Annotated in this window: 22 protein-coding genes; 6 read left to right on the top strand and 16 right to left on the bottom strand. The window is 39.8% G+C overall.

All coding sequences use genetic code 11. The features are described 5' to 3' along the window. Positions 1 to 132 precede the first annotated feature (132 nt). Positions 133 to 1,308 carry an NADP-dependent malic enzyme gene (locus tag AB5Z52_RS05840; protein ID WP_029486340.1) on the bottom strand — a complete coding sequence of 392 codons (1,176 nt, stop codon included), beginning with the start codon at positions 1,306 to 1,308 and terminating at the stop codon, positions 133 to 135. A 38-nt stretch (positions 1,309 to 1,346) separates the two neighbouring features. Continuing rightward, a complete protein-coding gene (locus AB5Z52_RS05835) occupies positions 1,347 to 2,615 on the bottom strand; it encodes a 2-hydroxycarboxylate transporter family protein (protein ID WP_225585976.1) in 1,269 nt (422 codons plus the stop codon). Positions 2,616 to 2,871: 256 nt separating this feature from the next. On the opposite strand from AB5Z52_RS05835, the gene AB5Z52_RS05830 reads away from it, so the two are divergent. Continuing rightward, on the top strand, positions 2,872 to 4,410 hold the full coding sequence (locus AB5Z52_RS05830; protein WP_368243590.1) for a Spo0B domain-containing protein: 1,539 nt from the start codon (positions 2,872 to 2,874) through the stop codon (positions 4,408 to 4,410). Next, on the top strand, positions 4,407 to 5,084 hold the full coding sequence (locus AB5Z52_RS05825; RefSeq protein ID WP_005470204.1) for a response regulator: 678 nt from the start codon (positions 4,407 to 4,409) through the stop codon (positions 5,082 to 5,084). Before AB5Z52_RS05830 ends, AB5Z52_RS05825 begins: the two co-directional genes overlap by 4 nt. Before the next feature lie 529 nt (positions 5,085 to 5,613). Here AB5Z52_RS05825 and queA read toward each other — a convergent pair. From queA to AB5Z52_RS05770, 11 genes are all read right to left on the bottom strand, one after another. Continuing rightward, positions 5,614 to 6,645, bottom strand: coding sequence for a tRNA preQ1(34) S-adenosylmethionine ribosyltransferase-isomerase QueA (gene queA / locus AB5Z52_RS05820; protein ID WP_005470202.1), 1,032 nt, complete (start codon positions 6,643 to 6,645; stop codon positions 5,614 to 5,616). A 147-nt stretch (positions 6,646 to 6,792) separates the two neighbouring features. Further along, the gene (locus AB5Z52_RS05815) at positions 6,793 to 7,083 is read right to left on the bottom strand and encodes a hypothetical protein (protein WP_086268973.1); all 291 of its coding nucleotides are present in this window, start codon (positions 7,081 to 7,083) and stop codon (positions 6,793 to 6,795) included. Positions 7,084 to 7,259: 176 nt separating this feature from the next. Beyond that, entirely contained in the window at positions 7,260 to 7,865 is a 606-nt protein-coding gene (locus AB5Z52_RS05810; RefSeq protein ID WP_003128253.1) for a hypothetical protein, read from the bottom strand. Between the two features lie 2 nt (positions 7,866 to 7,867). Next, on the bottom strand, positions 7,868 to 9,250 hold the full coding sequence (locus AB5Z52_RS05805; protein ID WP_003128252.1) for a HAMP domain-containing sensor histidine kinase: 1,383 nt from the start codon (positions 9,248 to 9,250) through the stop codon (positions 7,868 to 7,870). Between the two features lies 1 nt (position 9,251). Next, positions 9,252 to 9,905, bottom strand: a complete 654-nt coding sequence (locus tag AB5Z52_RS05800; RefSeq protein WP_003128251.1) for a response regulator transcription factor — start codon at positions 9,903 to 9,905, stop codon at positions 9,252 to 9,254. Beyond that, entirely contained in the window at positions 9,865 to 10,590 is a 726-nt protein-coding gene (locus AB5Z52_RS05795; RefSeq protein WP_117474742.1) for a DUF1361 domain-containing protein, read from the bottom strand. Before AB5Z52_RS05795 ends, AB5Z52_RS05800 begins: the two co-directional genes overlap by 41 nt. A 41-nt stretch (positions 10,591 to 10,631) precedes the next feature. Then, the gene (locus tag AB5Z52_RS05790; protein WP_288551613.1) at positions 10,632 to 12,236 is read right to left on the bottom strand and encodes an acyltransferase family protein; all 1,605 of its coding nucleotides are present in this window, start codon (positions 12,234 to 12,236) and stop codon (positions 10,632 to 10,634) included. Positions 12,237 to 12,238: 2 nt separating this feature from the next. After that, positions 12,239 to 12,517, bottom strand: a complete 279-nt coding sequence (locus tag AB5Z52_RS05785) for a hypothetical protein (protein WP_005470187.1) — start codon at positions 12,515 to 12,517, stop codon at positions 12,239 to 12,241. Then, positions 12,514 to 12,831 (bottom strand): polysaccharide deacetylase family protein, encoded by a 318-nt coding sequence (locus AB5Z52_RS05780; RefSeq protein ID WP_227173574.1) that lies wholly within the window; start codon positions 12,829 to 12,831, stop codon positions 12,514 to 12,516. The genes AB5Z52_RS05785 and AB5Z52_RS05780 overlap by 4 nt, the downstream gene beginning before the upstream one ends. Beyond that, entirely contained in the window at positions 12,828 to 13,085 is a 258-nt protein-coding gene (locus AB5Z52_RS05775; protein ID WP_225585882.1) for a hypothetical protein, read from the bottom strand. Before AB5Z52_RS05775 ends, AB5Z52_RS05780 begins: the two co-directional genes overlap by 4 nt. After that, positions 13,082 to 13,984: an LCP family protein gene (locus AB5Z52_RS05770; RefSeq protein ID WP_003128244.1), complete on the bottom strand. Its 903-nt coding sequence runs from the start codon at positions 13,982 to 13,984 to the stop codon at positions 13,082 to 13,084. Before AB5Z52_RS05770 ends, AB5Z52_RS05775 begins: the two co-directional genes overlap by 4 nt. Positions 13,985 to 14,359: 375 nt before the next feature. Between AB5Z52_RS05770 and AB5Z52_RS05765 the strand changes: the two genes are divergently transcribed. From AB5Z52_RS05765 to AB5Z52_RS05750, 4 genes are read left to right on the top strand one after another with little or no spacing between them, the layout of a single operon-like run. Beyond that, positions 14,360 to 15,526, top strand: a complete 1,167-nt coding sequence (locus tag AB5Z52_RS05765) for a betaine/proline/choline family ABC transporter ATP-binding protein (protein WP_005470181.1) — start codon at positions 14,360 to 14,362, stop codon at positions 15,524 to 15,526. A 2-nt stretch (positions 15,527 to 15,528) separates the two neighbouring features. Next, positions 15,529 to 16,164 (top strand): ABC transporter permease, encoded by a 636-nt coding sequence (locus AB5Z52_RS05760; protein WP_003128241.1) that lies wholly within the window; start codon positions 15,529 to 15,531, stop codon positions 16,162 to 16,164. Then, the gene (locus tag AB5Z52_RS05755; protein WP_003128240.1) at positions 16,165 to 17,085 is read left to right on the top strand and encodes an osmoprotectant ABC transporter substrate-binding protein; all 921 of its coding nucleotides are present in this window, start codon (positions 16,165 to 16,167) and stop codon (positions 17,083 to 17,085) included. It abuts the gene before it with no gap. A gap of 4 nt (positions 17,086 to 17,089) precedes the next feature. Continuing rightward, positions 17,090 to 17,752: an ABC transporter permease gene (locus AB5Z52_RS05750; protein ID WP_003128239.1), complete on the top strand. Its 663-nt coding sequence runs from the start codon at positions 17,090 to 17,092 to the stop codon at positions 17,750 to 17,752. 142 nt (positions 17,753 to 17,894) lie between these two features. On the opposite strand, the gene AB5Z52_RS05745 is transcribed toward AB5Z52_RS05750, so the two are convergent. The 3 genes from AB5Z52_RS05745 to AB5Z52_RS05735 all read right to left on the bottom strand — a co-directional run bounded on the left by AB5Z52_RS05745 (position 17,895) and on the right by AB5Z52_RS05735 (position 19,766). Further along, positions 17,895 to 18,035 (bottom strand): hypothetical protein, encoded by a 141-nt coding sequence (locus AB5Z52_RS05745; protein ID WP_155988572.1) that lies wholly within the window; start codon positions 18,033 to 18,035, stop codon positions 17,895 to 17,897. A gap of 45 nt (positions 18,036 to 18,080) precedes the next feature. Next, positions 18,081 to 19,298, bottom strand: a complete 1,218-nt coding sequence (locus AB5Z52_RS05740; protein ID WP_096710909.1) for an arabinan endo-1,5-alpha-L-arabinosidase — start codon at positions 19,296 to 19,298, stop codon at positions 18,081 to 18,083. A 207-nt stretch (positions 19,299 to 19,505) separates the two neighbouring features. Then, complete coding sequence (locus tag AB5Z52_RS05735; RefSeq protein WP_003128237.1) at positions 19,506 to 19,766, bottom strand: DUF6171 family protein; 261 nt, start codon at positions 19,764 to 19,766, stop codon at positions 19,506 to 19,508. Positions 19,767 to 19,769: the final 3 nt, after the last annotated feature.

The following is a 19,769-nucleotide window of genomic DNA, read 5'->3' as shown; positions in this document are numbered from 1 at the left end:
CAAAAGGATATTTTGCCATACAAATAACGACCCCCAAAAGTTAGATTTTTTGGTCTAACTTTTGGGGGTCGCTTCAAAGTAAGGTCCTTTTTGATTGAATGAAAAATTGTTCTCAACGTAATGTTTCTTCCGTTAATTGACACGTTTTGCTTCCACAGCATCTTTGACTGAATTCGCAACGATTTTGGCTACTCCTTCTTGGAAAGCATCCGGAATAATGTTTGTTGGTGACAGCTCCTCGTCTGGAATCAAGCTAGCAATTCCTTTTGCTGCGGCAATCTGCATCTCAACCGTGATTTTGCGGGCTTGAGCATCTAAAGCTCCACGGAAAATACCAGGAAAAGCCAACACATTGTTGATTTGATTAGGAAAATCACTGCGTCCAGTACCAATGATATAGGCACCTCCTGCTAAGGCTTCGTCTGGGAAGATTTCCGGTACTGGATTAGCCATAGCAAAAATCACAGGCTTATCTCCCATCTCAGCGATCCATTCCTTCTTCAGTGCTCCTGGAGCAGAAACACCAATGAAGATATCAGCACCTTTCAACGCTGTCTGCAAATCACCAGAAAGATGGTCACGGTTTGTCACTTTAGCAATCTCTGCGTGATGAGGTGGTAACTGATCATTTTCTTCATTCAAGATCCCCACCTTGTCTACGACAATGACATTTTTTGCACCAGCTGCCAAAAACTTACGAGTAATAGAAAGTCCAGCAGAACCACCGCCATTGACAACGATTTTGGCTTCTGCTAGTGATTTGCCAATCAATTTCAGGCTGTTGAAAGCAGCCGCTAAGACAACTATTGCCGTCCCATGCTGGTCATCGTGGAAAATCGGGATCGCACACTCTTCGATCAGCCGCTGTTCGATTTCGAAGCAACGCGGCGCACTGATATCTTCTAAGTTGATTCCACCAAAGGTCGGTGCAATTGCTTTGACGATCGCAATAATCTCTTCTGTCTCTTGAGTATCTAAAACGATAGGAATAGCATCTACATCTGCAAATCGCTTGAACAAAGCGGCTTTCCCTTCCATGACCGGCATTGCTGCTTCTGCTCCAATATTACCAAGACCTAACACAGCAGAACCATCGCTTACAACAGCGACTGTGTTTTTCTTTGTTGTCAATGAATAGGCCAGCTGTTTATCTTCTGCAATCGCGGAAGATACGGCAGCGACACCCGGAGTGTAGGCAATGCTTAAGTCTCTTCGATTTTCAATCGCCGCTTTTGATACTACTTCCAATTTACCGCCATGTTCTTTGGCTTGTCGCAAAGCGATTTCTTTTACATCTTCTGACATGATTCGTTCCTCCAATAGTTGATCGTTTTTTCTATTTTTTATTAAAAAATCATTCGCAAGATTGCGGTCATGGCAATCACTGTGATGGCGCCGCCTAAACGGGTAGCTACTTGGGCAAAAGGCATCAAGTTCATACGGTCAGCGGTACTTAAGATCGCTACGTCTCCTGTGCCTCCCATACCGCTTTGACAAGCAGAAATAATTGCGGCTTCGATGGGATACATGTTCATGAAACGTGATACGACGAACCCGGTGGCAATTACCGTGAACACTACACTGATGACGACTAAGAAATAAGAGACACTCAGTGTTCCCACAACGTCTTTCAATGGAATATACAACAATCCTAAACCAGCCATCAATGGGAAAGTAAAGTTGCCGGAAATAAATTTATACAATTGTTTGGAGCCATGTTGTGTTTCTGCCGGCACCACATTCAAGTATTTCAAAAAAGCGGCTAAGACAATCATCAATACAGGACCAGGAAACCCAGTCAAATGCTGCAGTAAACTACCAGCAATGAACAGTGTACAAGCGGTCAGCACACCAGCGCCCATTTTCTTGATATCAAAAGCGCCGGAATCATCTTTTAACGCATCTGCCATGTCATCATCATTTTTCATTTTGACCAATTGTCCACCCCCAGAAAGATCTGGTCGTTTTTCTCCCCAGCGAGAGAGCAATGCGGTACACATGATCGCGAAGAAATTACCAATGATCGTTGCTGGAATCAGTTGTGCGACCAGCTGTTCACTCCCCATACCAGTAATGGCACTGTAGCCTAGTGATAAAGGCAAGATTCCTTCACCGATCCCGCCAGCTAACACTGGAGTAACGATGAAAAACAACGTATGTTGCCATTCTAAACCTAATAATACACCAACTAGCGTACCAACACCCATGGCGCAGATCATCCCAATCATCATGGGAATAATCATCCGCATCAAACCTTGGACTAAGATTTTGCGATTCATCCCTAAAATACTGCCGCAAACTAAACAAGCAATATAAAAATATAAGAAGTTGGCTTGCTTCATCAAAATATCGGCAGACTCAAGAATATTCGGATTGACTAAGTTGAAGAAAACCAAAATAGATGGAACCAATAAAGATAAAATTGCCGGACCACCGAAATTCTTGATAAAAGGAATAGTGGCACCAATCGTTCCTAATAACCACCCTAAAGTCAAAATGACCGCAAAACCACCTAGCATATTTACGGGTAATTGTTGTAACAGACCCGTGACTACGATGACTGTTGATAAAACAATGTATACTGGCAGCGGAACTGATCCAATTTTGATTTTCATCCACCGATCAATTAGCTTCTCTTCTTTTGCTTTAGATTCAACCTGTTCTCTCGCCACATGGGGTTCGATATGCTTTTCCATTTTGCTTTCCTCCTAAATTGATCTACTAGTTCTACGAGTACCTCGTTACACACAGATTAAAGCAAGCGTTTTCTTTTTCGTAGTTTATTTAATTATTTTAAGTATTTAAATTAATTAAAGCGTCTTTAGGGATTCCGCCGCTATGTTATAATTTACGAATAAAGGGGGAAATGTAGTGAAAAAAGGGTTACGGTTATGGGGGGTATTGACTTTAGTCTTTACAATCGTCTTACTCATTGTCACTCCCATTCTTTATGGTTTAGTCCTTATTCAAAATTCCACATTTATTCGCTCCAACGAAGAACACCTGCTCTTGTCCGTCGGTAAACAGCTGGCGATCGATCCACAAGTGACTACCGCTTTGGAAGAAGGACGTTCCAACGATCAATTGGAAGCTTACACAAATGAAGTGACACACATACACGGGTTGGATTTCGTGGTAGTTATGGATATGCAAGCCATTCGTTTGACTCATCCAGATGAGACCCAAATCGGCAAACACTTCGAAGGCGGTGATGAAGTCACTGCATTGGAAGGAAAAGAACATGTTTCTGTCAGTGAAGGAACATTGGGTCGCTCGTTGCGGGGATTCGTTCCCGTCTATTCCCTCACTGAATCGCAAAAACAAATCGGTGTAGTAGCTTTAGGGATCCGTATGCAGTCCTTGAGTGCTTTAGTAAAGAGTTCTCGGGAAGGGTATCTACTTGCCTTAGCATTAAGTATCACAATCGCCGCCTTTGCAGCAACTGGACTTGCCTATTATTTGAAACGGCAACTTCATAATTTAGAACCAAAAGAAATCTCACGTCTCTTTGAAGAACGCAATGCCATGTTGGAAGAAACTAAAGATGCGGTCATTGTATTGGATTTGAACCAACAAATCAATTTGGCAAATATCGCCGCCAACGAGCTTTACCAAAAGAACAGTGGACACAATGACTCCTTGGTCGGCAAACATTTGCAGGATTTGATCTTGCAGACCGATGCTGTAGACTTGGAGCGAAATATTGAACAGCTCTATCGGCAAAATGGACAGGATTTTCTTTTTTCCTCTGCACCGATCAATGTGGATCAGAAACGGATCGGTTGGATCGTGTTTTTGCGCAATGCGACAGAATCGTTATTCGTCATGGATCAGTTAGCCAATACTACTGCTTACGCCAGTGCGCTGCAGTCTCAGTCCCATGAGTTTATGAATAAACTGCATGTGATCTATGGGCTCGCTGATTTAAAAGCCTATGATGAATTGAAAATTTATCTGGATGATATTTTGACTCCAGAAAAAGAGTTCTCTCATCGCTTGTCTTTTTTAGTTCAGAATCCGCAAGTTGCTGGATTTTTGATTGGCGAACGTCAAAAGTTCTTTGAGCGTAAAATCCACTTGATGATCGAGATTTCACCAGAAATTCCCGCCAATTCGCAAGAAGTTGAAACAAAATCGTTGATCGATCTTTACCGGTATATTCATCATGTTTTGTTGCAACTAAACACCATAGAAGATTTGCGGATCGAGATCCATCATGAAACAGGCCTGCTGACAACGACCTATACCATTCAGCTGACCACAACGGATCAGCAGCAATTGCAGGATAGTTTTCACAGCAACTATTTCCAACAAATGTTAAAAGATTACCAGGCAGAGTTTTTGATAGAAGAACAACCTAACTTTGTCGTTCTCCAATTACAAACGCATTATCATGGGGTGATAAAATGAAACCATTACATGGATTAATTGTCGAAGATGACCCAATGGTGGAATTTATCCATCGGAATTATTTAGAAAAAATCGGCAGATTTCAAGAAATCTATTCGGCAGATGCTGTGACAGATGCTGAATACTTACTACAAAACAAACAAGTTGATTTAGTGCTGCTAGATGTCCATTTGAAAAATGGCAACGGCTTAGACTTGCTCAAAGAGATCCGGAACTCTCAGCAAGCCATCGAAGTGATCTTGATCACAGCAGCCAATGAGACACAAACTATTCAGCATGGACTACATTTAGGTGTTCTGGACTATCTCGTCAAGCCCTTTACCTATGAACGTTTCCGGCAAAGCATCGAACTATTTCTAAAACGGCAAGAAGCTTTGGAACAAGACAGTCTTGCCCAAGAAACCATTGATCAAATAATGGTTGCAAAGAAGAGTCCCGAGTCATCCCTTACAGAACTGGATAAAGGACTCTCTCCTGATACCATGGATCGCATCAAAGCGGCTATCCAAACATTTCCAGACACTTTCACGATCCCAGACTTGGTAGAGATCAGCGGATTTTCTCATGTCTCAGTCCGTAAATACATGCTTTACTTAGAAAAAAATAACTATGTTACCAGTCAGATTATCTATACCAAAATCGGACGCCCTTATAAAGTTTACCAACGATCCTAACAATTAGTGGACTCTCTCTAGGAACGTCAACGAGTGATTGCTGATTTGCTGATTATTGAATAAACGATGTTTTAGTAAGTCAGCTTTTTAGATTTTAAATTGTGAATTGATCGTTGTACTTTGTATACCCTACCTATTTGCAAACGCTTCCTAAATATGCTATAGTATAGGTGTAAGGAAGGTAGCAACTCTGTTGGTGGTCTTGTAAATATCGCAAACTCAATCTACTAAAAGTTGTTGAACGTACAAGTTTCACCTAGTATCAAGCGTGTAAAGTAACAGAAAAGCGTAACACAAAATCGAGAATCTTTTCGAAAAAAGGATACGTCTATTACGTTGTATCAGTACACACGAAACATGTGTAAGTTTGTAAAAGAAAACAAATTTTGAGAAACAATTGCTTTGCATGAACCAACCATCAGCGACCACCACTTATACCTTCCCTTAGTTATAAGCTGGACGACAAAAAAGCAGTTCAAAAAGTTGAGAAGTATCCCAACTTAACGAGCCGCTCTTGTCGTTCAGTTTTTTATTTTAAGAACATGGCATCGCCAAAACTAAAGAAGCGATAACGTTCATCGATGGCATGCTGATAAGCTTCTAATGTTAGATCGCGTCCGGCAAAGGCACTGACCAACATTACCAATGTCGATTTCGGTAAATGGAAATTCGTTGAGAAGGCTTGGACAACTTTGAACTGATAGCCGGGGGTAATGAAAATACTCGTCCAGCCGCTGTCGGCTTTGATATCGCCATCAAATTTGGTACCAATCGTCTCTAATGTACGGATCGAAGTCGTTCCGACCGCAACGATTTTCCCACCATTTGCCCGCACATCGTTTAATTGAGCCGCCGCTTCTTCCGTCAATCGATAAAATTCACTGTGCATTTCGTGATCCGCAATATTATCGACGCTAACTGGGCGGAAAGTTCCTAGACCCACGTGTAAGGTCAAATAAACTAATTTGACCCCTTTATCAGCGATTTTCTTCAATAATTCTGGCGTAAAGTGCAAACCGGCCGTTGGTGCCGCTGCAGATCCATTCTCTTTAGCATAAACGGTTTGGTAACGATCTGGATCTTCCAATCGTTCCTTGATGTATGGCGGCAATGGCATTTCACCCAAAGATTCTAAAATCTCTAAGAAAATCCCATCATAGCTGAATCGAATAATTCGGCCACCATGTTCGAGTTCTTTTTCAACGACCGCTTCTAAGCGACCGTCGCCAAAGGTGATCTTCGTACCGACTTTTGCTCGCTTGGCAGGTTTGATTAATGTTTCCCAACTGTCCCCTTCGATATTGTTTAACAATAAAATCTCTAGATGAGCGCCGGTCTCGATTTTCTCGCCATAGATACGAGCGGGCAAAACGCGAGTATCATTCATCACAAGGGCATCGCCAGGAGCTAATTCATCAATAATGTCATAAAAATGTTTGTCTTCCATTGCACCGCTTTCTCGGTCCACGACCAATAGGCGGGAACTGGAGCGATCGCTAAGCGGCGTTTGAGCGATCAATTCTTCCGGTAACTCAAAGTCAAAATCTTCTGTTGTAAGCATGTCGTCACTCTCTTTCTTTCATATGCCCGTCTATTCTATCATGTTTAGAGATTACTCGCCAATTAGGAAACTAGGCATAGCTTTAAATAAAAAGAGCGCTAGAGAGACTAGAACCTTTTCACGGTGCTCCTAATCTATTAGAGAATTTTAACCGATAACACGGAATCTTCTGCCTTTTTTATCTGCTTTATCGTTTTGTGAATAAAACAAAATTTTTTCACGTGGGATTTTTTCTTGCTGAGCACATTTTTTCAATGTGTCATAAACATAACTGCTGTTGTTTTTATAAAAAACCATGACTTTTTTCGAGTCAATTTCTTTGCGATAGCCTTCATATTTCTTTCTTAATCGTTCAACTTCTGTAACAATCTCTGAATCTTTATTCCAATCGGGAATTGCAGTAAGCAAGCAAATTCGTTTCCAGTATTCTTTTTCCATTATTCAAACTAACCACGAAAGACATTTAGGTTGAACTGCTAACCTATGCTTTACGAATCACTTCGTCTCTATCGATTCACTTCTATCGAAAATTCATAAAGCCATCCTTTCATTCCTTTCTTAATCGCTCCAAGGAGAACTATATTCAAAAAATGCTACTTGTTCCATTACTTGTCCTATTCAACACTGGGATAATTAAGAATAATACGATAATTATCAATAACCGCTTTGATGTTTTGGCCGTCAGCAAAAGATACTTCAAATAGTGGACTATCTTTTTTTATTGAGGAAATTTCAATGTTTAGATACTTAAAATATGCCCCTAAAATTTTCTCAGGATCTATCTCTTGAAATGATTGCTCTGGGTAATATTTAAATTGGACGATTTTATTAGTCGATTCCTCAATCAGGGCTTCCCCATAACCTTCGATCGAAGAATAATTGATTTGCCAATAAACAGTTTCCGAATCAATCTTTAGATTCTGGGATAACGTAACCAAGTATTCTGAAGAGATTCCCATTTCTTTTAGCAGCTTCTCTATTTCCACCGCATATGTATTGACATACTGGCTTCCTTCTCCCGTATTATTATATTGCGTTACTTTCCCGGCGTTCGTGAGCACTTCTTCTAATGTACTTTTATTTGAAGGCAGCTCCAAGGATTCTTCAAATACGACTGGCTTTGACAATGAATCTGTAAACAGCATATTTGGTAAAAATAGTAGAAATACGTTGAAACCGACCCATAGGAGGATCAGACTTATCTTTATTCTTTTCCTCATCTTCAGTCCTCATCTAAAGGAAAGTCGATCGTAATAAACGTTCCTTCACCTTTCTCACTAGTGATCGTCACTTGCCCTTCATGAAGTGAGATAATATTCTTCACTAATGAAAGCCCTAAGCCTAAATGCCCAGAATTTCTAGTGACATCCCCCGTAAAAAATTCATCAGTGACTTGATCAATAATCTCTTCGGGAATTCCCTGACCAGTATCTTTCAGTATAAAATAATATCGTCCTTCATTACTGTAGCCAGTGATGCACATCTCTTTCCTATCCTTCATCGCATCTAATGCGTTAGAAAATATATTTGCAATGACTAATTTAAATAGGTTAAAGTCCATTCGTATGGTGGCCTTTTGAAGAGTCATCTGCAAAAGGATCCGCTCATCTAATCCAGAGACAAATTGAGTAATATAAGAGTCAATCTGGTCTGTCGATATTGCTTCGAGATTCATTTCATTTTTCTTCGAGTACAATAAACGCAAAACATCTTCTGATAGGCTTTTCAAGCGGAAACTTTCTTCTAAAATATAATCGACAAATTCCGAAGAAGGTTCCTTTAGATCCTCCCACTGCAACATTTGCGCATAGCCGATGATCGACGTTAGCGGGGTAGAAATTTCATGGGATAAACTTGAGACAAATAATTCTTGCTTTTCTTTTTCCTGACTGATTTGTTCTATGTCTTGATTTAATTTATTGGCCATGTCGTTTAGGCTGTTGGCAAGCTTTTCAACTTCATCTCCACGTTTTTCAACAACGAAAGGCTTTGTTGTTTGCCCTTTTGCAATCTCTGTTGCGCGATCAATCAATTTTTGAATCGGTTTAGTGATGAGGGTTGATAAAAACCACGACATTGGAATCAAAACGATCTGCAAAAGAAATAAAATCATTCGAAAATAATGACTTGCTTTCTTCAGAATACTTTGATAAGTGATTAGATTCTGCTTAGACACCAAATAATAGTCTGTCGTTCCAATTGTCGAGCTTGTAAATAAAAACTTCTCTTGTTTGATTGTGATGATTGGGCTAATGTTGATTGTGTTCTTCTTAATTGAATCGTAATCAACAACCTCTGTTATGCTTGGAAAGTCAGTTGTACTGGCATACACACTCTTTCCTTCTTTATCCAAAATTTCAAAATCATTCTTTACCGTGCTCTTGACTATATCACTTAGATTCCGTAACTGCTCTTTCGTAGGTTCTTGATCTTCAATTTTGGCTGCAAATAGTATCGCAGCACTTTTTTGGGTAGCTAGTGCTTGATCATATTCCTGATTGATTGCATGTTGAGCGATGATCCGCAAACTGATGGTGCTGATCCCTAAATACAAAAGTAAAAAAAAGAATAGCAGCCAATAGAATGCTTTTGTCGCATATTTCATCTTATTCCTCCAATAAGTACCCTACACCATAAATCGTTCGCAGCTCGTTTTCCAAATGCAGTTTCTTTCTGATCCGCTGAATGTGTAAATCAAGAGTTCTGCTATCTGGCTCACTTGGCGATTCCCAAATTCGTTGATAAATCGTTTCTCGCTCTAAAATAATTCCGCGATTTTGAACGAGATAAATGAACAATTGATATTCTTTAGGCGTCAATGCAATCAACTCATTGTTAAAAAATACACTTCTCTTCTCGTCTTCAATACGGATGTTGTGCCAATTTATCTCAGAAACAGAACTCTTTTTCCTTCTGCGAAGTACTGTTTCAACTCGAGCAAATAATTCTTCTAGTTCAAAAGGTTTCGTAATGTAATCTTCTGCACCTAACTTTAATCCTCGCACTTTATCATGCAAGGTATTCTTGGCAGTTAAAAAGATAACTGGGATATCAAATTCGACAAAATAGTCTATTAATTCATCCCCACTTATTTCTGGTAACATGATATCTAAAAGAATCAGATCCACCTCATGATTTTCAATGTAATCTGCGGCACTTTTGCCATCAAAAATCGGGATCGTTCGATAGCCTTTTTTTGCGAGGCTTTTTACTAGCAGGTTATTTATGGCTTGATTGTCTTCTACTATGAGTACATCCATTTGATTTCACACTTTCTTCCCAATTTTTGTAAAGAAGCTGTTTTATAAGCTGATAGCCGATCATGATACCGCACAAAAAAAGATAGAGCAAAAGTAAAAGTACGATCGATCGATTGTCAATATCTTCAAAATCAGCGAAAATTTTTTGAAGCGCTTGATTGTGACGCACAAAAATATCTGTACTATTAAGACGGGTAAATCGCCCAATATAAATCCCAATAGAATCCATAAATAAAAGACACGCAATCAAAAGCGCTGGGTAGACACCAATGGTTAATTTCTCTACTAATATTCTTGCAATCTTGTCAATGCTCCAGCAGCCCAAAATTGTTGAAGGCATCACTGCCAACAAAATCAGAAAAAGTTTGATCCAATTCATTAAATCCTTACTTATCAACAATGTTACTTCATCATAAGGTGTCAATAAAGAAAGATGAAATAGATCTGTCATGAGATAAAAATTATTTGGTAAAAAAACAAGCCAGAGACACACAACTACCACTATAATGTACTTTTTTTTACAATACATTGCAAGAAAGGTTAATTCTATTGGAATATATGCCAAAATAGTATTAGTAAAGAAAAGAAAATAGACACTTGATTGATAAAATGAAAGATATAAGATTCCCAGTAAAATCAAATAATATAACCGAATCCCATTCATTGTTTTATTTAGTAAATACATGGTTCCTCCTGTCTTAACGCGCTCTCCTAGCCATTGTCCCACTATTTAGAAAGAACAGACTTCATTAATTGGGCATAAACACTGCGTCCTTCCCCATTCAAATGAGTTTCATCATCATAAAAGTATTCTGGGTAGTCTTTGCTGTGGCTAAACCAGTCGATGATATTGACATTCTTGTAGCGACTAGGAAGCTCTGCTAATTTTTGATTCACAGATTCTTGACAGCCTTCCGGACATTTGATAGTTATCCAGTATATCTGTTTATCCTTTAATTGAGTAAGGATTTCATCGATTGACTCATCCGAAATAATACCATTTGTACCCAGTCCGATTACTACCGTCGAATAATCAGCTAAATTGGGATACCCTTGAAGAATCGTTGCCAAACTAGATATTTGCCGTGATTCTTTCGCATCAACGGTTGCTTGCCCACTAAACGTATCTTCCAATTCTTGATATGCTCCAAGCATCACAGAATCCCCTATAAATAAGATATTTCCTTTTTGATTGGGTTGATTCTCTATCTTTTTCAGATTACTGCTTAACTCTTGTTTCAATTCGTTTTGATCCGCAGTCAGACGGTTAGTCGGTGCAAAAATGATCATTCCGATTGCAACAGCAACAAGACCTGCTCCAAGGTAACGTCCTGCTTTTCTTTTTAAATGCATGAAAGAATGAAAGCCAGCAATCATCAGAACCGTCATGATCAGAACCACTACCAATTCAATTAGAGGATTCATCTTAGGTGCTATATTCACTAGGAGAATAAACACCGAATAGTGAACCAAATATAATTCATAACTAATTTTGCCTATATATTGAAGACGGAATTTGGCGATTTTGGTTCTTTTTTCCACTTCTTTGTCATTTATCAAAACGAGTAATAGCATTGTTAATACACTGACAAGCAATGAGCTACCTGTAAACGAAGGCAGCGGAATAAAGACAGCCAGAGTCAAACAACTCATGATGAGCCAAAACTTCGTTACTTTTTTTGAAGAAATGACATCATTAATGTTCTTTCTATTGAAAAAACCAAACATGCCAACTATAAACGGATAAAGTCGAGCAAAGGTATTGTAATAAGCGATAGAAAACGGCGATAACAGACTGGTGAGAATCGAAATAATGGTAAGAAGATACATAAGCTGATAGCCTCTTTTTCTAGACAAACGCATGACTGTTAGAAAGAAGAGTGGAAAAACTAGATAAAATTGTAATTCCACCGCCAAAGACCAGTAATGTTTAAATAGGGACGAATTTGCGAAGCGATCAAAATAAGAGACTTTTTCGTGGATCTGCCACCAGTTGTTATATCCAAAGAGTAAACTTGGAAGTTCACTTTTGATGTTTCCTAGCATTCGGATTTGAATACTCCCAGCTATCAGAATAAAGATAAGTAAGGAGAATAAAAGAAACGGATAAATCCGTTTGATCCGTTTCTTATAAAAGCCAATCCAGGAGAACTGTTTTTTTTGATACGCATAGGAAGCATTCTTTGCCATCAAGTAACCCGAAATAACAAAGAAAATCGTTACGCCTTGATTTCCTCCTTGAAAAGAATATTGAGGCAAATGGTAGAGAATAACAGCAATAACCGCAAATGCCCTAAGAAAATCGATGCCTGCTGAATAGTGTTTATCCATGTTTAACCTCCGGCTGGCCGATGATCATTTTCTCCGTAATAAGTCTCATTGCTGGAAGGATTATTCAAAAGAGTAGCTAAAGACACAAATTGATAATCTTCTTTTTTTAAATCACGAATAATCTCAGGGACTGCAGCAATGGTTTCCGGATGAATGTCATGCAACAAAATAATCGAACCATCATAGACAGAACTCGTTACTTTATCAATGATCATTTGGGCATCTTTAGATTTCCAATCTTCTGAATCAACAGACCATTGGATGATGGGACGATTGATCAATTCTGCAGCTTTTGCATTGACAGAACCATATGGCGGCGAAAATAGGCTGGTTTTTTGCCTGTGAGTTTCTTGATAGATTGATCGGTCTTCGTGATCTCATTAGTCATTCCAGATTCGTTCAATGTGCTGAGGTCTTGATGATCATAGGTATGGCTACCGATAGTTTGGCCATCCTTTGCGATGGCTTTCACCACCTCGGGATACATCTCTACGTTCTGTCCTACTAAAAAGAAAGTAGCTGGCACTTTTTCTTTTTTCAATAGTTCCAATAATTTAGGTGTATTGCTGGGATCTGGCCCATCGTCAAATGTCAAAGCGACCTTTTTTTATTTGAAGGAATCTCCTCTGTCTCTGTAGTGCTTTCTAGTATATTTTCCAAACTAGTCTCTGTAGTAGCCTTATTGTTACTTGTCACTGTTCTTGAAGAACTACTGTTGCTTGTTAACTCGGAGGACTGGGACAGATTGTTCTCTGTTTTTCCTCTAGCAAATTCCTCACTGATTCGTGCACAGCCGCAAAGTACTAACAAAAAGATAAAGCCAGTTATGAGTAAACGGATCTTTTTCATTGCTTTTCCTCCTTATTTGTTGTCAATACATCATGAACTCTTGCTATCTCTTCTGTCGAAACTGTTTGATAAGAGATTCCATTCTGAATCAATTCCTCTCCGATCACTTGGTCATGAATAATTGTTGGCTCTTTCATCAGTTTCTTCGCATGAAGAACAAGATTGGTAATGGGTAGATTGGTTTTGATGTTATCTGTCAAGATATCGATAAATGCATTCCATTTTGTGACTTGGTTCAATTGCGCCATATTTTCCAAAACACCTTTCAGTAACAACTGTTGCCGCATTTGTCTGCCATAGTCCCCTCGTGGATCCTCATACCTCATTCTCGCCCAAGAAAGTGCTTCTTCTGGAGATAACGTTAGTTTACCTTTAGGAAAATCGAATCCATCAGAACTAAACTCAAATTCATTTTCTACTTGAACAGCTCCTACTTCTTTGAGAATCTTTTGAAAATCTCCCATATCAATAGAAACAAAATAAGGAATTTGAATATCCAACATTTTTTCTACTGTTTTAACGGAACAGCTTGCACCTCCATAAGCATACGCCGCATTTAATTTATCCTGCATTCCTTGGTCTGCGATATCAACTAAAAGATCGCGTTCAACTCCCATTAATGTGTATTCTTTCTTTTTTAAATTGATATGAGCGACTATCATACTGTCACTTCGACCAGAATCCGTTCGCCCAAACTCTCCAGTATCAACGCCAAGTAGCAAAACATTAAAAGGTTCTTGTTTCAATTGGTCGTAATCTAAGTCATACTGCTCATCTGAAGGATTCAATTTTTCGTACACTTTTGTATTTATTTTATTTGCAGAATAGACTGCCCAGCCAGTAATACCACCAACAAGGACTACTGAAACAAAAAGCAAAATAAGAATTATTTTCCGCATCGGAACACCTCCTGCTGCTAAATTAAAGGAAAAATGTATCTGAAATGTATCGATTTAGTATTTGGTGACTCGATACATGCTCGCTTGTAGCAGCAATGTTCGCTTTTAATTTAATATTAAAATGTTGTATATCACTTTTAGTGAAGAAGAAAGTCTACTCATCCCCATTTAAAAATAACAATCAAAATGAAGAATAATGCATATATTCCCTATTGGATTTTCATTTCGATTGGATTTGTTTCAAACATTTTGCTTATAATATGCAAATATGAATAAAAAAGGCAGAATATTTGAATAACAGCAAACTTTTGGGCATACTAATTACAGACCCTAGGCGTAAATAAGCTGCGCCTAAATAAAACTAGAGGTGAAATCATGATTGAATTTCAGCATGTATCCAAAATCTATAAAGGCGGCAAAGTGGCTGTCGAAGATGTCAATCTATCCTTTGAAAAGGGAGAATTTATTTGTTTCATTGGTACCAGTGGTAGTGGTAAAACTACTTGTATGCGAATGATCAACCGTATGACAGACCCCTCCAAAGGAAAAATTCTGATTGATGGCAAAAGTGTGACCGATATCAATCCAGTAGAATTACGACGCCAAATCGGTTACGTGATCCAAAGCATCGGCTTGATGCCTCATATGACGATTCGAGAAAATATTACATTAGTACAAAAACTTTTGAAGGTCAGTCAAGAAGAACGAAATAAGACAGCAGAGAAAATGATCGATCTGGTGGAACTTCCTCGTGAAATGCTGGATCGTTACCCTCACGAATTATCTGGTGGACAGCAACAGCGGATCGGTGTTGTTCGGGCCCTGGCAGCCGACCAAGATATCATTTTGATGGATGAACCTTTCGGTGCTTTGGACCCCATCACTCGCGATTCACTGCAAGATTTGATCAAAGATTTGCAGGAACGTTTAGGTAAAACCGTCGTCTTCGTTACCCATGATATGGATGAAGCATTAAAGTTAGCTAGCCGCATCGTGATCATGAGCGAAGGACGCGTTATCCAATTCGATACACCACAAAATATTCTGCGAAATCCTGCTACTACCTTTGTTGAAGAATTGATCGGTGAAGACCGCCTTCTGCAAGCAAAACCAGACACCACACCAGTTAAAGAAGTCATGCTCAAAACACCAATCGCCATCACTCCTGAAAAATCTTTACAAGAAGCGATTCGCCTGATGAGAGAAAAACGGGTAGATACATTATTAGTGACGGATAATAGCAATGTCTTAAAAGGGTATATCGATGTAGAATCGATCGACCGCAATCGAGGCAAAGTAACTAGTGTCGGGGATATTCTTAATAAAGATGTTTTCTATGTAAAAGAAACCGCCTTACTGCGAGATACGTTGCAACGAATCCTTAAACGCGGTTTGAAATATGTGCCAGTCGTGGATGCTGAGAATCATTTGGTAGGAATTTTGACGCGTGCTTCATTAGTCGACATTGTTTATGACGTTATTTGGGGCGAGGAATCCTCCCTTCTTGAAGCGATCGAATCCGCAAAACCAGAGGAGGTCTAGCCATGCAAAGCTTCTTTAATGAATATGGCGGCCAATTGGTCACGAAAAGCATTGAGCATTTATACATCTCCTTTGCCGCACTATTTCTAGGCATTGTCGTTGCAGTCCCTTTGGGCGTTCTATTGACACGCTTTCCCAAAGCCGCTTCTATCGTGATCGGTGTGACTAGTGCCTTGCAAACTGTTCCCTCATTGGCACTGTTGGCATTGATGATCCCGATTTTAGGGGTCGGTAAGGTCCCAGCTATTGTTGCACTCTTTATCTATTCTTTGCTGCCTATTTTGCGAAACACCTATATTGGCATGAAGAAAGTCGATTGGAATTATCGAGATGTCGCTAAAGGAATGGGAATGACTAACTTTCAATCGATCATTAGTGTGGAACTGCCGTTAGCGATCCCAACGATCATGGCAGGTATCCGCTTGTCAGCAGTCTATGTCTTAGCTTGGGCAACCTTGGCTTCGTACATTGGTGCAGGGGGGCTTGGAGACTTGATCTTTAGTGGATTGAATAACTATCAACCGGCATTGATTTTTGCCGGCACAATCCCAGTGACAATTTTTGCACTTTTAGCAGACTGGTTACTCGGATTACTTGAGAATAAACTAACACCAGCTGCATTAAAGGGGGATGCCTAAATGAAAATCAAAGCGAAATTTGGTCTTTTGTTATCCATGATCATTATTTTACTCTCAGGCTGCTCCTTTCCAGGACTTGCTTCTACATCTAATGAAGACACCGTAGCTATCACAGGAGGAATCACTTCTGAAGCTCAGATTCTTGGCGCTATTGTAGCAGGAATGGTAGAACATTATACGGACAAAAATACCACTGTCATTAATAACTTAGCAACAACGACAATCAATCATCAAGCAATGATGAATGGCGATGCGTCTATCTCTGCCGCTCGTTATACCGGAACAGATTTGACAACAACACTTGGCTTAGAGCCAGAATCTGATCCAACTGCTGCCTTTAATACCGTAAAAAAAGAATTTGAGAAACGTTACCATCAGACCTGGTTTCCTTCCTACGGCTTTGATAACACATATGTTTTTCTAGTCAGAAAAGACACTGCAGAAAAATATAATCTGAAAAAAGTCAGTGATTTAAAAGGCGTTGCCGATCAGTTGGTTGCTGGTGTCGATACAGCTTGGATCACCCGTGAAGGTGACGGGTATGATGGCTTTCAAGAAGCATATGGCTTTTCTTTCAAAAACATTTTGCCTATGCAGATCGGTCTCGTTTACGATGCTGTTGACAACGGAAAAATGGATATCGTACTCGGGTATTCAACGGATGGACGGATCGCTAGTTATGACCTCGTAATGTTGGAAGATGATTTGAATTTCTTCCCACCTTATGATGCAGCTCCAGTAGTCGATGACAAATTAATCAAAGACACACCAGAAGTAGCGGACGCCTTGAACAAACTTGCTGATACAATCTCCACTGAAAAAATGCAGCAACTAAATTATCAAGTTGATAATGACCTGTTGGAACCGACAGTGGTCGCAGAACGTTTCTTACAAGAAAATAATTATTTTGAAGGAGAGTGACGAAATGAATGACATGAATCTATTTCAACAATTTATTGCCTATTTTCAGGAAAATGGCGGTTATGTCTTTGCACAGTTTGTTCGTCACTTCCTGATCTCTATCTATGGCGTTTTATTCGCTGCAATCGTTGGTATTCCACTAGGAATCTGGATTTCTAAAAAGATGCGTATGGCCGATTGGGTGATCCGCATCGCCAATATCATCCAAACGATCCCTTCGCTAGCAATGATCTCGATTTTGATGATTGGAATGGGATTAGGTGTCAATGTCGTTATTCTGACGATTTTTCTCTACTCGCTCTTACCGATCATCAAAAACACCTATACCGGCATGCGCCAGGTAGACCGTAATACACTAGATGTTGGTAAAGGAATGGGCATGACAAGTTGGCAACGACTGTATATGATCGAATTGCCTTTATCCGTCTCCGTGATCATGGCAGGTATTCGTAATGCATTAGTCGTTGCAATTGGAATCACTGCCATTGGCGCCTTCGTAGGTGCTGGTGGCCTAGGTGATATCATCATCCGTGGGACAAATGCAACCAATGGCGCTTCAATCATTCTTGCCGGAGCTTTACCCACTGCATTGATGGCAATCATCACCGACCTAGGATTAGGCTTTATTGAACGTCGGTTAGATCCAGCAAGCCGCTCGTCGAAATAAAGGCCATTTCTTAGCGCTTTTATAAATATAGAAAAACAAGCATCCTTACATACAAGAAGGATGCTTGTTTTTCTATATTTATTAACTAATTCACTCAAAGCAGGTGAATGCGCTTCTCGATTTTCCCTGAGATGATCGGGAATCACGCATCATATCCTAGAGGTGGTTGTTTCAAGGCTCGATCCATACAAATGGATTGGCGCCCATCGTTTTGCTTGAGGGGCGACTGGTATGCCATCATTCCATACTTGATACTGATATGGGGTCGTTTTTTCTCGAACACTGCTCTGATCGCTACTCCAAAGATCATTCTGAAGTTTGGTCGCTTTTAAGTTGTACGCTTCGTCTTCCCCCTACTTTCTTTTGGGACTTTTTTTCCGATGAACCCCATGCCGTTCGGGTCCATTCCTGATAAACACAAGACACGTTCTTCAGAATCTGTCTCATAATAAGCTGTAAATTCATGCCCCTGCCAAAAATAGCTCTTCTCCATTTGCTGAATGTCTGTAAGCATGACAAATTCTGAAGAAATGAGACTGGACTCTGCTGTAAACTGAATAATCTCCCACGTTCCTATGAGGTCCTCTTTCATAGGGATTTCAGGAATTGATTTCGCATAACTAATTGCTGATATGACCGGCCAACCACTATCTAACCAATAAATTTTTCTGACATCTAAAAAGAAATCATCACTAAAAGGTTGTCTCCGTGCATGATGAATAATAAATAATTCATTATCTGAACGTTTGAATATAGAATTGTGGCCAGGTGCATAGACTGCAGACTGTTCTTCGAATTGATAACTCCCTAGTAATTTAACACCAATTTTCTCCGGTACCGCCTCTTGTTCCGACAGAGACAGGCCGTTCCAATCCGTATAGGGACCGGTAATCTCTTTCGCTCTTGCAACCCGGATATTATAGGTTTCATTCAAAGAATCAAAAGAGACAAATAAGTAATACATATCCGTTTCTGGATGATAATAAACAAAAGGACCCTCAATCGCAGTATCAACAGAAGCAGGTCGTTGCGCTATTTTTTTTCCGTATCCCTTCTCAGCTAACTTTCCAGTGCTTTGATCTATAGGTGCAATATAAATCCCGCCAAAAAATGATCCGTAGATCAGCCAATGGTGTCCCATACGATCTAGAGCAAGATTTGCGTCAATGGCATTATGATCGGCGATGCCTCGATGCGTTTTCACAACTTCTCCTTGATCTACCCAAGGTCCCAAAGGATGCGGTGCTGTTCCAAGACCAATAAATGAAGTGGTACTGCCAAATGTAGAAGCGGAATAGTACATTCGATATTCCCCTTGGTACTCTATCACTTCAGGTGCCCACAACCCTTCTGCTTGACTCCATTCTCTTGCAGATTGTGGCAATTGAGGAAAGGCCTGCTTTTCAAACTGCCAGTGTATGAGATCCAATGATGTCCGGATCGGTATTCCTGCCGTTTTAGGTTGTTGCGTATCTGTTGAAAATAAGTAATAAACGCTGTCTCGTTCAATGATCGTTGGATCATGAACACCATTTTTCCAGTTCATAGATTCTTCCTCTCAGTAATCGATTCACTTTAGTTTGACTTCAGTGAACGAAAGCAGAATCGATTCTTTTCTATATTTATTTAGTTCTTTCTTACTTATTACGCCACTTTCATTAAAAACAATCTATCTGCTCTTGATCTTTGCTACCTCTAAGATTACCCCAGGCTAGAGTTTCTATAACTGCTTATGGCGTAACAAACAGGACAGTCATTGAATGCTCTGCCCTGTTTGTGCCCACATTCCTGCAGGACAGTATTTTTTTGATAGGTTTGCCCGAAATTTATAAAAGCAGCCACACTTAGTACAGGTGTGATTGGACCGAAATGGGCAGGCTTCACAAATTTTTATACGGGACTGAACGACTTCAAGTGCAGCAAGGTCGTTCTCGATGGCTAGCTGTTCTTCAATCAACGCTTCTACATCTACCGTTGCTGCTGTTTCCTTGACATCGCAACCTTTACACGTCATTGA

Origin of the sequence: Enterococcus sp. RTP21361st1_A6_RTP21361_211029 (assembly GCF_040910045.1) — a bacterium.
Classification (GTDB): Bacteria; Bacillota; Bacilli; order Lactobacillales; family Enterococcaceae; genus Enterococcus_D; species Enterococcus_D gallinarum.
This window is presented reverse-complemented; position numbering and strand designations above follow the sequence as displayed.

What these genes read in the sequence shown, in the direction of transcription:
- AB5Z52_RS05790 (WP_288551613.1), bottom strand. Translation starts at nt 12,236, where the DNA reads ATGGATAAACACTATTCAGCAGGCATCGATTTTCTTAGGGCATTTGCG.
- AB5Z52_RS05770 (WP_003128244.1), bottom strand. Translation starts at nt 13,984, where the DNA reads ATGCGGAAAATAATTCTTATTTTGCTTTTTGTTTCAGTAGTCCTTGTT.
- queA (WP_005470202.1), bottom strand. Translation starts at nt 6,645, where the DNA reads ATGCTTACAACAGAAGATTTTGACTTTGAGTTACCGGAAGAATTGATC.
- AB5Z52_RS05825 (WP_005470204.1), top strand. Translation starts at nt 4,407, where the DNA reads ATGAAACCATTACATGGATTAATTGTCGAAGATGACCCAATGGTGGAA.
- AB5Z52_RS05810 (WP_003128253.1), bottom strand. Translation starts at nt 7,865, where the DNA reads ATGAGGAAAAGAATAAAGATAAGTCTGATCCTCCTATGGGTCGGTTTC.
- AB5Z52_RS05750 (WP_003128239.1), top strand. Translation starts at nt 17,090, where the DNA reads ATGAATGACATGAATCTATTTCAACAATTTATTGCCTATTTTCAGGAA.
- AB5Z52_RS05755 (WP_003128240.1), top strand. Translation starts at nt 16,165, where the DNA reads ATGAAAATCAAAGCGAAATTTGGTCTTTTGTTATCCATGATCATTATT.
- AB5Z52_RS05760 (WP_003128241.1), top strand. Translation starts at nt 15,529, where the DNA reads ATGCAAAGCTTCTTTAATGAATATGGCGGCCAATTGGTCACGAAAAGC.
- AB5Z52_RS05835 (WP_225585976.1), bottom strand. Translation starts at nt 2,615, where the DNA reads ATGAAAATCAAAATTGGATCAGTTCCGCTGCCAGTATACATTGTTTTA.
- AB5Z52_RS05800 (WP_003128251.1), bottom strand. Translation starts at nt 9,905, where the DNA reads ATGGATGTACTCATAGTAGAAGACAATCAAGCCATAAATAACCTGCTA.
- AB5Z52_RS05805 (WP_003128252.1), bottom strand. Translation starts at nt 9,250, where the DNA reads ATGAAATATGCGACAAAAGCATTCTATTGGCTGCTATTCTTTTTTTTA.
- AB5Z52_RS05765 (WP_005470181.1), top strand. Translation starts at nt 14,360, where the DNA reads ATGATTGAATTTCAGCATGTATCCAAAATCTATAAAGGCGGCAAAGTG.
- AB5Z52_RS05795 (WP_117474742.1), bottom strand. Translation starts at nt 10,590, where the DNA reads ATGTATTTACTAAATAAAACAATGAATGGGATTCGGTTATATTATTTG.
- AB5Z52_RS05775 (WP_225585882.1), bottom strand. Translation starts at nt 13,085, where the DNA reads ATGAAAAAGATCCGTTTACTCATAACTGGCTTTATCTTTTTGTTAGTA.
- AB5Z52_RS05740 (WP_096710909.1), bottom strand. Translation starts at nt 19,298, where the DNA reads ATGAACTGGAAAAATGGTGTTCATGATCCAACGATCATTGAACGAGAC.
- AB5Z52_RS05735 (WP_003128237.1), bottom strand. Translation starts at nt 19,766, where the DNA reads ATGACGTGTAAAGGTTGCGATGTCAAGGAAACAGCAGCAACGGTAGAT.
- AB5Z52_RS05815 (WP_086268973.1), bottom strand. Translation starts at nt 7,083, where the DNA reads ATGGAAAAAGAATACTGGAAACGAATTTGCTTGCTTACTGCAATTCCC.